Annotated in this window: 10 protein-coding genes and 5 pseudogenes; 12 read left to right on the top strand and 3 right to left on the bottom strand. The window is 61.4% G+C overall.

Going from position 1 to position 12,553, the window contains the following annotated elements:
- Nucleotides 1–778: 778 nt before the first annotated feature.
- The 7 genes and pseudogenes from AAE027_RS23155 to AAE027_RS23125 form a co-directional block, all read left to right on the top strand.
- Nucleotides 779–1,237: pseudogene (locus tag AAE027_RS23155) on the top strand (Mu transposase domain-containing protein); the annotation flags it as partial.
- A gap of 49 nt (nucleotides 1,238–1,286) precedes the next feature.
- A pseudogene (istB, locus tag AAE027_RS23150) lies at nucleotides 1,287–2,094 on the top strand (IS21-like element helper ATPase IstB).
- A gap of 205 nt (nucleotides 2,095–2,299) precedes the next feature.
- Nucleotides 2,300–2,747, top strand: a pseudogene (locus AAE027_RS23145) (hypothetical protein).
- Between the two features lie 2 nt (nucleotides 2,748–2,749).
- The gene (locus tag AAE027_RS23140) at nucleotides 2,750–3,478 is read left to right on the top strand and encodes an SOS response-associated peptidase (RefSeq protein ID WP_370988774.1); all 729 of its coding nucleotides are present in this window, start codon (nucleotides 2,750–2,752) and stop codon (nucleotides 3,476–3,478) included.
- A 169-nt stretch (nucleotides 3,479–3,647) separates the two neighbouring features.
- A complete protein-coding gene (locus AAE027_RS23135) occupies nucleotides 3,648–3,950 on the top strand; it encodes a hypothetical protein (protein WP_370988775.1) in 303 nt (100 codons plus the stop codon).
- Nucleotides 3,951–3,957: 7 nt separating this feature from the next.
- A pseudogene (gene dinB / locus AAE027_RS23130) lies at nucleotides 3,958–5,003 on the top strand (DNA polymerase IV).
- A 231-nt stretch (nucleotides 5,004–5,234) separates the two neighbouring features.
- A pseudogene (locus AAE027_RS23125) lies at nucleotides 5,235–5,537 on the top strand (3'-5' exonuclease); the annotation flags it as partial.
- Between the two features lie 343 nt (nucleotides 5,538–5,880).
- On the opposite strand, the gene AAE027_RS23120 reads toward AAE027_RS23125, so the two are convergent.
- Entirely contained in the window at nucleotides 5,881–6,081 is a 201-nt protein-coding gene (locus tag AAE027_RS23120) for a helix-turn-helix domain-containing protein (RefSeq protein ID WP_370988811.1), read from the bottom strand.
- 253 nt (nucleotides 6,082–6,334) lie between these two features.
- On the bottom strand, nucleotides 6,335–7,273 hold the full coding sequence (locus AAE027_RS23115) for a helix-turn-helix domain-containing protein (protein ID WP_370988776.1): 939 nt from the start codon (nucleotides 7,271–7,273) through the stop codon (nucleotides 6,335–6,337).
- Between the two features lie 132 nt (nucleotides 7,274–7,405).
- Here AAE027_RS23115 and AAE027_RS23110 point away from each other — a divergent pair, with 132 nt between their 5' ends.
- The 5 genes from AAE027_RS23110 to AAE027_RS23090 are packed head-to-tail and all read left to right on the top strand — an operon-like array spanning nucleotide 7,406 to nucleotide 11,383.
- Complete coding sequence (locus AAE027_RS23110) at nucleotides 7,406–7,672, top strand: multiubiquitin domain-containing protein (protein ID WP_370988777.1); 267 nt, start codon at nucleotides 7,406–7,408, stop codon at nucleotides 7,670–7,672.
- Nucleotides 7,673–7,688: 16 nt separating this feature from the next.
- Complete coding sequence (locus AAE027_RS23105) at nucleotides 7,689–8,054, top strand: E2/UBC family protein (protein WP_370988778.1); 366 nt, start codon at nucleotides 7,689–7,691, stop codon at nucleotides 8,052–8,054.
- Nucleotides 8,051–9,391: a ThiF family adenylyltransferase gene (locus AAE027_RS23100; protein WP_370988779.1), complete on the top strand. Its 1,341-nt coding sequence runs from the start codon at nucleotides 8,051–8,053 to the stop codon at nucleotides 9,389–9,391. Before AAE027_RS23105 ends, AAE027_RS23100 begins: the two co-directional genes overlap by 4 nt.
- Nucleotides 9,384–10,862, top strand: a complete 1,479-nt coding sequence (locus tag AAE027_RS23095) for a hypothetical protein (RefSeq protein WP_370988780.1) — start codon at nucleotides 9,384–9,386, stop codon at nucleotides 10,860–10,862. Before AAE027_RS23100 ends, AAE027_RS23095 begins: the two co-directional genes overlap by 8 nt.
- A gap of 23 nt (nucleotides 10,863–10,885) precedes the next feature.
- The gene (locus tag AAE027_RS23090; RefSeq protein WP_370988781.1) at nucleotides 10,886–11,383 is read left to right on the top strand and encodes a ubiquitination-like system serine protease family protein; all 498 of its coding nucleotides are present in this window, start codon (nucleotides 10,886–10,888) and stop codon (nucleotides 11,381–11,383) included.
- A 158-nt stretch (nucleotides 11,384–11,541) separates the two neighbouring features.
- Here the strand turns inward: AAE027_RS23090 and AAE027_RS23085 are convergent, their stop codons facing one another.
- Nucleotides 11,542–12,468, bottom strand: coding sequence for an amidase domain-containing protein (locus AAE027_RS23085; protein ID WP_370988782.1), 927 nt, complete (start codon nucleotides 12,466–12,468; stop codon nucleotides 11,542–11,544).
- Between the last annotated feature and the right edge of the window lie 85 nt (nucleotides 12,469–12,553).

Here is a 12,553-nt window from a genome sequence, read left to right as displayed (position 1 = left end):
TGCCGGCCCGATGTCTCAGAAAATTCCGATCTGTGAGAGGGAGCTCGCGCACATGTTGCAGCGGCGCGCGCATGCGAGTCCGGGAGTGGCTTCGGAAATCGAATTGAGCTGTCGGACCCGTTGGTATCTCTCTCCGAAACATCGCCCGTTCCTGTGGAAGCACGCATTTGCCGCGAGAAACCTTTGGATTAGGAAATGAGCTCGCCCGCGTATTGTGCTGACGAAGTATCGGTTGCTCTTTCACAGCCGCGCGGGCCGGTAGTGCCAGCGTGCCAGCGGCCACCTGTTAAGTGAATCGTGCCCGTGCGACTCCGCAAACATCGCGTTTCTAGAGCCGTGGGAAGGTAACTGTCGCGTCAGACCTGGAAGACAGCTGCGCCTAACGGTCGGTTTACCCAAAATTACCCGGATGCTGAGGTCGTGCGCCGTGACCAATCCCACATCATTTGAATAATAGCGACCGACGGCCAGAATTCCGTTCTGATCTCTTGGCTCCGCTGGCAGACCGGTTCGTCTGCTTTCTCCCAAGACTTGAGCCGCTGCCGGAGAAATCCGGCAGCGGTTTTTTTGGAGCTTCATCATGCCCACTTTGCAGTCGAGATATTGAGGTGATTGCAGCAGTCCGATGGACGGACAGCGTAACGATAGTCGTGCCTGATATCGGGCGCGCACGAAAGGCAAGACCGAGAACGGCGTCGGCTACGTGAAGAAGAACGCAATCGCCGGTCATTCCTTCCCAAGCTGGGAAGCATTCGAGGCGCACCTCGACAGGTGGGAGCGTGAGGTTGCAAACGTTCGTATCCACGGCACGACCGGAGAGGCGCCGATCATCCGCTTCGCGCGCGACGAGATACATCGGTTGAAGCCGCTCGGCGGGCAGCCTTCGTTCGGATCCTTGCGTGAACTGACCCGCGTCGTCGGCAATGATTGCGCCGTCGAGATCGACACGAACAGCTACTCGGTACCGTGGCGCCTGATTGGCGAGCGCGTGGCGGTAACGATCGCGGCCGGCGAAGTGCGGATCCGCCATGGATTGCACCAGATAACAGTGCACAAGCTATCGGAGGGTCGCCGGCTGCGGATCATCGACTTTGCCCATCTCGATGGTGTTGCTGGTCGCAACGGCGCGGTCCGCCGGCCGGAGATTGCTGCGGCAACGGTACCGGGATCGTCTCCACCGCCCTCGTTGTTGCGTCCTCTTGCCGAATACGAAGCCGTGATCGGAGGAAGCTTCTGATGGCAGGGCAAAGAAGGTAATTGAAGCAACAACCGATCCGCTAGACGCCATGCTGGCGCGATTGCAGCTCTCCGGCATTCGCGACCAGCTCGACAGCCTGCTCGACGAGGCGGCGCGCGCGAACCTGTCGGCGCATGAGACGCTGATCCTGCTGTGCGAGCGCGAGATCGCGCGCAAGGATCATCGCTGCATCGAGATGCGCTGAAGCTCGCGCACTTCCCGGCCGTGAAGGAGCTTGCGGCTTCGACTTCGAAGCGCAGCCGTCGATCGACCCAAAGCAAATCCGCGACCTGGCCGCATCACGTTGGATAGCCAACGGAGAGAACGTGCTGCTGCTCGGCCCGCCAGGCGTAGGTAAGACGCACTTGTCGATCGCTCTCGGGCGAGAGGCGATCCTGGCCGGATACACCGTGCAGTTCACCACTGCGAGGACGCTGGTCGCAGGCCTTGCCAATGCGCACGGCGAGCGACGCCTGGACGAGAAACTGCTCGCGCTGTCGAAGCCAAAGCTGCTCATCGTCGACGAACTCGACTACTTGCCGCTTGAACCTGACGCGGCGCATCTGTTCTTCCAACTGGTCAGCCGGCGCTACGAAACCGGCGCCATCCTGCTCACGTCGAACCGCAGCGTTGCCGAATGGGGCACAGTGTTCGCCGATCCCGTGGTCGCCACCGCGATCCTCGACCGGCTCCTGCACCACAGCCACGTGCTGACGATCCGAGGCGACAGCTATCGGCTCCGCGCCAAGCGCAAGAGCGGCCTCATCAAGACGCCGACCGCCGGTGACGGCCCTCCGGTCGGCTCCGCCTCCCTTCGGCCCGCCACCGGCGGAAACAACCTTCAACCGAGATCATAATCGCGATGGTGTGGGCAGTTCTTCATGACGCAAAGGGGGTAGTTCTGCCGGAAGCATCCCAAAACTGGCATCTATCAGCTCCGGAAAGGATGTCGGACAGCGGCTGTTGGACAATACCTGCACCCAGCGGACCGGGCGCCATGAGGAAGACGGCTGTTGGCCTACCTTCGAGTAGTCGCCGGCGCCGCGGGATATGGATGCTGCCATGGCACCGAAGCATCATCCGACGCCCTCTCCGGAGGAGACCGCAAGGCGCTCACCAAGGAGCTCGGCCGAGCACGCGCGATGACGACGATCCTCGCAGGACAGGCCGCCGAAGCCCGGGCAAAGGCGAAGCTCTCATCCGGCAGGCGGACAAGTTGCTCTGCGAATCCTGGAACGAGCACATGTGGGCGGATGGCGGGCCCATCGACCCATCGCCGACGGTCGACCAGGCCATCAACGGGGGCTTCGCCTCGCTCCAGATCGAATGCTCGCGTTGCAAGACGAAACGGGACGTCGATCTGACGGCGCTGCGTCATCCGCCGACCACATTTATCCACGATTTGGCCAGCCGGCTCCGCTGCAGCAAATGTGCTAAGGCCGGCCGTCGGCCGTCTGCCACGCTGCTGCAACTGATGTCGCGCCCCCGCCTGGCCGCTCCGGAGACTTGATCGTGTGCAATCTCTACTCGATGACAAAAAACGTCGATGCGATCCGTCGCCTATTCGGCGCGCTGAACAGCAATGTCGGCAACCTGCCATCGATGCCAGGCATTTTTCCCGACTACCCCGCACCGATCGTGCGCCACGGCGCCGAGGGACGCGAGATCGTCATGGCACGCTGGGGCATGCCGAGCTCTCAGCGGGCGCTGATGGACGCGACCAAAAAGCGCGCGGAGAAGCTGCAGGCCAAGGGCAAGACGGTCGATTTCAAGGAATTGCTCCGGATGGAGCCGGACGGCGGCACGACGAACATCAGGAATGTCAGTAGCGCCCACTGGAAGCGATGGCTCGGACCGGAGCATCGCTGCCTGGTGCCGTTCACGTCGTTTTCCGAGTACGACACGATCGACGGAAAGAAAGTGCCGGTCTGGTTCGCGCTGGACGAGACGCGGCCCCTGATCGCATTCGCCGGGCTCTGGACCAATTGGACCAGTGTGCGCAAGGCGAAGGAAGGCGAGATCACCACCGATCTCTTCGGATTCCTCACCTGCGAGCCGAACGCGGAGGTCAAGCGCGTCCATCCCAAGGCGATGCCCGTGATCCTGACGAGGGCCGAGGAGTACGAGGTCTGGCTCCGCGTCCCTTGGGACGAGGCGAAGTCGCTGCAGCGGTCCCTCCCGGACGGCGCGCTGCGGATCGTCGCCACCGGTGAGAAGGAAGACCCGGCACTGGCCGCGTGAGCGAGGCCATTCGCAGCAAGCTGCCGCCAAATTGGAGTTCGCGGCTGTACACAGGCCAGCGGAACACGTGGACAAGCGGCGGCTCCAGCGATTTCGAATCCCTGCCCTGTGGTAACGGCCGGGAACGAACCGGGCGCCACAAGGATTCGTCCCGGCGGGAGAGATCTCGATGCTGATGATCAAGGAGAGACGACCGGCGATTCGGACGCTGCACGGCTGGGCGATCTCCGTGCTGCAGGAAGCCGGCGCTATCCACGAATGCGAGGAGCACGGCTGGATGCAGGATCGCGCCGATCCGCACGCCCGCGATCGCGCTTATGATATCGCTCGTCGGGATCCGCCGGCAGGCGTTGGTCCCGACAAAGCCACAGATGCAATCACAGAGCTCTTGGTTTCGGTCGGTGATACCTGCCCCGAGTGTCCGCCCAAGGATTCGTCTGACGCTGCACGACTCGACCGCGAACGTCTATAATCTAGCGATGGTCCGGTCCGATTCAGAGCAAGGCGACTCGAACGCGCCTCACCGCAAGATCATCCATATCGACATGGATGCGTTCTATGCGTCCGTGGAACAGCGCGATAATCCGGACCTGCGCGGAAAGCCGGTCGCGGTGGGCGGCTCGGCAGAGCGCGGTGTCGTGGCAGCCGCGAGCTACGAAGCCCGCAAATTTGGGGTCCGTTCTGCAATGCCGTCCGTGACGGCGAAGCGACAGTGTCCCGACCTGATCTTCGTCAAGCCGCGCTTCGAGGTCTACAGGGCGATCAGCCGACAAATACGCGAGATCTTCGCCGAGCACACGACGATCATCGAACCTCTGTCTCTTGACGAGGCCTATCTGGACGTCACCGAAAATCGCCAAGGCATCCCGCTCGCCAGGGACATCGCCTTGCGCATCCGCGAGAAGATCAAGGCGGAGACCGGCCTCGATGCCTCGGCAGGCATCTCCTACAACAAAATTCTGGCGAAGCTCGCTTCCGATCACCGCAAGCCCAATGGTCAGTTCGTCATCTCGCCTGAGATGGGGCCGGCCTTTGTTGAGACGCTTCCTGTAGGCAAATTCCACGGGATAGGCCCCGCAACGAGCGCTAAGATGAACGCTTTGGGCGTATTCACCGGTCTCGGCATACGCAACCAGGCGCTGCAGTTCATGAACGCGAACTTCGGTAAGTCGGGCGCTTACTACTATTGGATTTCGCGCGGCGTCGACGAACGGCCTGTTCGAGCCAACCGCACCCGGCAATCCGTCGGCGCGGAGAATACATTCTCGATTGATCTTACCGAAGCCGAGGCCATGATCACCGAGCTTGAACCGCTGATCGACAAGGTCTGGCGACATTGCGAATCGGCCGGCACGCGTGGGCGAACGGTGACGCTCAAAGTGAAGTTTGCCGAGCCTCGCCGAATTGGCCATCGGCCTGCTGCAGGATAACATGCCTTTTCCGACGCCGGTTCGGCTTTTGGGGGGCACTGTCTTCTTTGCAGGTCGGAAATGGTACGGAGCCACAACTGGATTTCGAGCTTTGATCCGGAATGGATTCAAGGCGGTCGCCAAGCCCGCTGCGCGGGTGTGCGTGGGGCGGTAAGAATCGAATGCTCGAAGCTGATTTAACTTTGGCCGCGATGGCCGAAAGGTTGGTCAAATCCGCCGACTACCGCGTCCTTCGGCGCTTGGTTCACCGCGAGACATCCGCCCCGATCACCGGTGGAAGCAGCAAGACAGGCATCCTACTGGACGTGGAGACGACCGGCCTGGACCTCGCCTTCGAACTGCCGGCCGCCGGCGCGCCGGCGCTTGGCGTCTTGCTCGGGCAGGCCCGCAAAAAGACGATGCGAGTGTGGGCCGAGCAATCGCCGTTCGAGCTCAAAGAGGCGCTCAAGCGGCGCGGCTATCGTTGGAGCGACGGCAGCGATGGCAGACCGAGATCATGGTACCTCGACGTCGACGAAAGCAAGCTGGACGACGAAATCGCGTTTCTCAAGGCCGAGATTTACCTTGGTGAAGTGGAGCCGCGCTTGCAGGTCCTGACGGCATTCGACCGGTTTTCGGTCCGAGCGTGAGGCGCGATAAGCTGTCGTCGATTGCGGCGCTGGCGATTGTCGTCCCCAGCGCATCAGCCGCCGTCTGGCGGCATGGCAGACAGAGAAGCTCGCATTCGGATTGACGCAGCAGCCCAGCGATCGACCTGGCGCGACTTGCGCTTCAGGACATTTATTGCTTCGAGGCGGTGCATGTCGCAGACCAACCGCGCCGATCGGAGCGCGACATGCGACCGTAGTTCACGCACAATCCGCAGGTGCGGTCGGCGTAGTGATTGAACCCCGGCACGCGCTCCTCCGCGCGGAAGTCTACTGCAGGTTGGTGTGCCGCGCCATCGAACGCAACCGACGGAGCCGAATTCTCCTATCGAGACTTCGGCCACCTGGCGATCCAGTCCAGCAGATCAGCCGCCAAGATAAGGGTCCGATTGCCTCGTTTCACGGCGCGGAGCCGGGCCTCGCTGATCTCCCTGTACAACATAGACCGACTCACGTGGGCCAGTTTGATGACCTTCCTGATGGAATACGCAAGCTTGTCCGGAATTGCTGGTGCGGGAAGCTCCATTTGAGGCCGCTTCGCCTCAGTCCTCGGCGGCGGTACTTCTGTAGGGGCCTGGTGGGTTATGAGGTCCTCCAGGATGTTCACTGCCTGGCGCACGTGACGGAACAGCTCGCCTATCCTCGGATCGGATTTGCGGGCTGAATTGGAGGCGCGTGCCTTCGCTGCCGAGACGTCATCGTCCAACTGAAACAGCAAGGCGGTGAACAGTATCGAGCTACGGCACGAAGGCTAATAGCGCCTCAGGGCCGAAGCTTCCTCAGTCGGAGGAAAGCGCGATTCTCTTGCCGACGTGCTCTCGCCACAGCCCCAGCCTCTTCAGCCGATAGTCGACGAGCTCGGCAGACGTGGCGAACTTCCGCGCGATATCGGCGGACGTCGCACGATCCGAGACCGCTTCGATCATGGCGGACCGGGGAAGCAGCGTGGCAGACGCCAGATAGAAGGCGTCGTGCTCCTCGGACTGGTCGTACGTGCGGCCGTACCCGTCGGCCACTCGCGCGATCTTCGTCAGCTTATGCCCGAGCAGGATGTGCCAATACTCCTCCATCAGAGTCACCCGCTGTCGCTCAACGGTGTGGCAGTCGTTAAGAAGGACGGCCCACGTGTCCTCAGCTTGATTGAGCGGCACGCTCATTGCCGACCATTCGTCGCAGGCGTCGATCGAAAGATGCTTCACGAGAGCACGTTCGAGGCACTTCGTCTCCGTGAGTTTGAAGAGAAGAATTCCTTCCACTTCGACCCTCAGGGAGTCCAGCGGCTGCCGCTGAGAGAGGCCGAGGTCCTTCCTAAAACGGTCCGCGGTCTCCTCCAGCTCTTCCTTCGAAAGCGTCACCGCTTCGTTGCCCTGGTTGGACGCGGCGGGAGACTCGCCCGAGAACGAAACTCCCGAATTCCGTCGTATGAGATCCGCCGAGCGGAGGAGCGCGTGGACCGTCGGCGAGCGCACGTTCTTAGCCGCGCGGAAGTGCACGAAGGCCACCCTGTCGAAGGTGAGCCCAGCCTCCTCGCCGTCCGGGCCCAGCCATTCCAGCAACCTGATCTTGGAATTGTTGTCGGGAAGCCCCTCGCCGCGCTCGATGCGCGCCAGGGTCGAGAAGCTGACGCCGACGAGGGACGAAAGCGCCCGGATGCTGAGTCCTTCAGCCTCACGTTTGCGCCTAACTGCTTCAACCAGCCGTTTTTCGAAGGAATCCATAGTCTATGTGCGAATGACACGTATTGACACGGGAACCGGGAACCTGCATCGTGTGATTTGCACAGATTCGCACATCCCGGGGCCGGAGGGAAGTCCTCCGACCCCGGAGGCGGCTCAAAGGACAAGGATCAGATGAACGAGAAACAAGGCGCCGCCGGTGGCCACCAGGAAACGTATTTCTTCTTCGTCGGCGGAAAGAAATACGAGACGGATCAGCCGGCGTTGACCGGACTGCAGATCAAAGCGCGCGTCACGGACTGGGACCCATCGCACGACCTCGTTCTCGAAGGCCACGGGAACGACCCCGACCGGATCATCGCGGATGACGAACTGGTCTCGCTAGACAAAGATAAGGGTCCCCTGCGCTTTTCGTCGGCGCCGAAAGCGAACTTCGGCTGATATGGGCGTTCCAGAAGTGCAGATCGACGAGCTGCGCCAGCGCTACGCGGAAGTGAGCACGCAGCCTCTCCCGGGGGGCGCCACACTCGTGACCATCCGTTCGGTGCCGCTGCCCGCCGGCTGGAGCAAGACCTCCACCTCGATCCGCTTCCTGGTCCCGGCCGGCTACCCCTTCGCCGCTCCCGACTGCTTCTGGGCGGACGATGACCTGCTGCTAGAGGGCGGGCGTATGCCCTCCAACTCGGGCAACAACAACACCATCCCAGAAACGGCCGAATCCGGTCTCTGGTTCTCGTGGCATCTCCAAGGCTGGAATCCGAATCGCGACACGCTGTCGAGCTGGATGAACACCATCGCCGACCGGCTAAGGCGGCTGCAATGAGCGGACTGCGATTCTCCGCTCCGGCATATCAAACGGCGTCGGCCGAGCTGCTCGCGGCCGCCCCACTTGAGAGCTGCGGGGTAGCCTATACGGTCCATGACTTGAGAACCGGCACCTGGGTGGTTGACCAAGTCGAGGTCGTGCCGGAATCGGCGTACGAGCATCGCGGCGAGTCGTCGGCCACGCTGCGGCCTGCATTCATCGTAGACGTCGCCAATCGCGCGCGCGCCCGGGGCCGCAGCGTCGTCCTCATGCACACGCATCCCTTCGAGCGGGGGCATCCGCACTTCTCCGAGGTTGACGACGAGGGCGAGGTGGCGCTCGCCGACTACCTGCGGCGTCGCGCGTCGGCCGGCGATCACCTGGCGCTGGTGCTGGGGCAGGGCGGCTGTCGCGCGCGCCGGATCGGCACGACCGAGGAGGTGCCGACCTGGGAGGTCGGCGAAAGACTGGTCCTGCTGTCGCAAGGCGGAGCCGCGGACCCCGCTCAAGTTCGGTACGACCGTCAGGTTCGTGCCTTCGGCGCCGACGGGCAGCGCGCGATCTCCTCGCTGGAGGTAGGTGTGATCGGCCTGGGCGGCACGGGATCGGTGCTGGTCCAACAATTGGCACGGCTTGGAGTCCGCAATTACGTCCTGATCGATCCCGACTCTATCGAAACCACGAACCTGAACCGCCTGGCGGGCGCGAGCGCGGGCGACGTGGGCGCCGCCAAGATAGATATCGCGGAGAGGGAAATTCGCGCATGCTTGCCCACGGCCCGGGTACGCGGCGTGAAAGCCGACGTGGTCGATCAGAGCAGCGCGGCCGAGCTGGCGGGCCTCGACTTCATCTTTCTGTGCACCGATTCGCATGCGAGCAGAGCCGTCGTCTGCCAGCTCGCCTACCAGCACCTCGTGCCGACTATCGACATGGGAACAAGCATCACGGTGCGCGACGGCGTGGTCACCCACATCACCGGTCGCGTACAGATGCTCGCTCCGGAATTGCCGTGTCTGACGTGCACGGCAGCACTCGACGCCAATCAGATCCGACGCGAAATGATGAGTTCGGAGCAACGGGCCTCGGATCCCTATCTAGTAGGTGCCCATGAACCGCAGCCCGCGGTCATGTCAATCAATTCGACGGTGGCGTCCTTGGCCGCGACGATGTTCATGGCCGCCGTGACGCCCGTGCCCGGTCAGGCCCGTTTCCAACTTTACGACGGGATCCGCGGCACCGTACGCCCGACCACCGCCCGGATAGTGCCGGGGTGCATCGTTTGTTCTCGAAACGGTGCGCTTGCGAGGGGCCATTCGTGGCCTCTTCCGGTCCGGCCACCGGTGCCTCATGATTGACGTACGGCGCGAGGTGCTCTGGTTCGGCGCTCCGCCGACCGAGGAAATGCAACGTGAGTTCGAGAACCGAAATCTGATCGTCCGCCATTGCGGCTGTGCGCAACTCGTCGACGCCTCCAACGCGTGCGCCGCTGTTTTCTGGTTCGGCGCCGATGTCCCCGATGCGGTCGTCTCGACGGCCAGGCGTCACGTAAGGACCCTTGTGGACTATGGGGCTAGGGTGGATCTCGTGACGGAAAACGATGCGGCAATGGGGCGGCTGCAGGCAGTGGCCGGCGAGATCCTCAAGATTCCAAATATAGTCGCCCGGACCAATCCACCGGCGCACGCGCTAGCGGAAGGAACAGCGCGGCACAACGCAGGCCCGAAACCGCGCGCCAATTTGATTGTCGAACCTGCCAAGAACCGCGAGCCGGTGAGCGAAGCGGACACGACGCTGTTGCAACGCGCCTTCGCGCACTGCAGCCGCATCACACTTGACGAACTGACGGGCGGACGCTCCGGTGCGCGTGTATTTGCCGTGCACATGATCGTGGAGGGGTCGAATGCCGGACTATGGCCGCAGCCGGCCTTCGCGAAACTGGATAGACGCGACAAGATTGAGCGAGAGTACCGGAACTATCTCGATTTCGCCGACAGGTTCATTCCATTCGGCCTCAGGCCGAACGTTCACCAGATCATTCGGGGAACGGAACGGAGCTTGTTGGTCGGCAACTTCGTCGATCGATCGGAATCATTGTGGGATCTAGCTCGCCGCAACCTCGCGGCACGGGCGGTCACCTCGCTCTTCGACGAGACGCTCGGATGCTGGCGGGACCAAGCCTATGCCAGAGGCCTGATCGAGGGCTCGGTGGCTGATGCAATGTACGACGCCGAAATGTGTCGGCCGCAAGACATCCGGCCCTTATACCCCGAAGCCGCCCAGCGATATGGAATTTCCATCGGCCCAGATGAAGTATGGAAGCAACTGACAGCCCTTCGGCAACATTATCGCTTGGCCCCGGCCCACGGCGACCTGCATGGCGAAAACGTGCGCGTGAAGAACGAACAGGCGATTCTCATCGACCTGGCCTCGGTGCTGCGGCAGGCTCCGCTCACCGCAGACCTCGCGGCTCTTGAGACGTGGTTCGCCTTCGAGCTGCCTCCAGAATGCAATCGAGAGCAGTACGAAGATCTGGTTTGGTGGTCCGAAATAGATCGCCTCTATGCGCCGTCTAGTTTCATCCATGCCCCAGGCCCTTGCGAGCCGACCGCCCCGTACTGTTGGATGTCCACGGTCGTGCGGCAACTCAGGCGGTTGGGAATGGCAACGCAATCGTGCCCAACCGAGTATCAGGTCGCCGTCGCCGTGCAGCTCCTTCGACGATGCCAGTGGGACGATGGACCCGCCGCCGACCGCTATCGGCGCACGAAGGGTTATGTCGTTGCCGCGCGGCTTGCTGAGCATCTTAGAACGAGGGCGACCACATGACAGGTCCCGCGAGGTGGATACGATTGCGCGGCGAAGCGGAGTACCGCGACGAGGGCGAGGGCCTGCTCGAGAAGCCCGGCGACGTGGTTCTCGTGCGTCGCGGCGCCCTCCGATCCGTGTTGATGCGCTGCCCGGACGGCTGCGGTGAAACCCTGGTCGTCAACCTCGATCCGCGCACTGGAAAGGCATGGAAGCTCGACATGCGCGCCGGGAAGGCGACTCTGTATCCATCGGTCTCGCGCGACGGAGGGTGCGGAAGCCATTTCATAGTCTGGCGCGGTCACGTTCTCTGGTGCGATCGCTTCGAAGAGGGCAACGTCGAGCCGAGCTATGATGCCGAAGCGCTCGAACGTCGCGTTCTTGGAGCTCTCCGCAGACGCGAATTGCGTAGCGCCGAGGAGGTAGCCATCGAGCTCGGCGAGATTCCCTGGGAAGTGACCAAAGCGGGACATGCACTTGCGCGCCGCAGATTGGCGGTCTGCGGCTCGGGCAGGCAACGAGACTGGTTCGCGTTGGCCTAAATTAGTACGGACGCTCTTCAGTCGGCGTTGGAAAGACGCGGTTTGATGGACCGGAAGGGATGCAATGCGAATATGCGCCTTTAGTCGAGCGCCCTGTCTGCGCCTCGAATCTAACGGTCGCGTCCAGCGCGTTTCGCAGCGCCTTCTCGACCAATCGGTCACACAACGTTAGCTTTGTAGCTAGTTCCAATTCTCAAGTACCAAAACTGCTTGGCAGCGATGCTGTTGTTTAAGATCTGAATAAACGAACGTCTTAGCGTGTTGTTTGTATGGTAGCTCATCAACGCATCGTCATCAGTTCTTTCCGTTACAATCATAGCGTGCCATTCATGGCCGGGCTTTGGTTCCATGATAATTAGATCGCCCGGGCGAAGACTCAGGTGATCCGCTTCGGTCGTTGTGTCGGTATAGTTTGTAAGATGCTGAAAAAGATTCTGAGCTGCCGCCCAAGTGTAGCTGGTGGTGATTTCAAAACTCCCATAGAACCAAACCTCATCCTTCTTCCGATCGATCACGCTGCCGATTTCTGTCTTCCCTCCAGCTGTTAAGCATTGGGATGCAAAGTTGGTGCAATCCACGTCATAGGTCCTATAGGCGCTATTTGGACTCATGGCATAATCGGCAGAATATTTCGCCGCTTTGTCACCATCCCAAGTCCAACTCACGTCAAACGGAAGTCTGAACGGTCGTTCTGACGAGTCGCCGATCTCGCCTTCAGGCGTCGTGTTTATGAAATGTACTTCAAAGGAGACAACACGAACATTCGTTCCATCTATGTGCAATTCGACGGCATAGGTTACTTCGCCGACTGTTTCGTACGCCTCGTAGCTCTCCCTTTGAATGCCACTCAACTCAACGAGAAAATTATCCCTTCCTAAGCGAATTCGCCGTCGGGTTGGCTTAAATTCGATCGATCTTAGCTTGGCGCGGTTCGATAGGCTCAAATTTCGTTCGATCCATTCCAGCAGCGCATCTGATTTGGCGAACATGCCTTCGCGAAGAGGCACCGCGTTTCTCAATGCATGGAGTGCTTCCTCGACCGCTATCATCGCGAGCCGGTCGACATTTTTGGCATCGGGGCGCATCTCTGTTCTCCGTGTAACGTCTGCTCAGTAATTGAAGCTGGCAAGTAGATACGTCAGCGCTAGCTGATACTTTTCCGACGGCCGG

This window comes from Bradyrhizobium sp. DN3 (assembly GCF_041357655.1).
Taxonomy (GTDB): domain Bacteria; phylum Pseudomonadota; class Alphaproteobacteria; order Rhizobiales; family Xanthobacteraceae; genus Bradyrhizobium.
The sequence above is the reverse complement of the archived record's forward strand: the minus strand, read 5'-3'. Positions and strand labels throughout refer to the sequence as shown.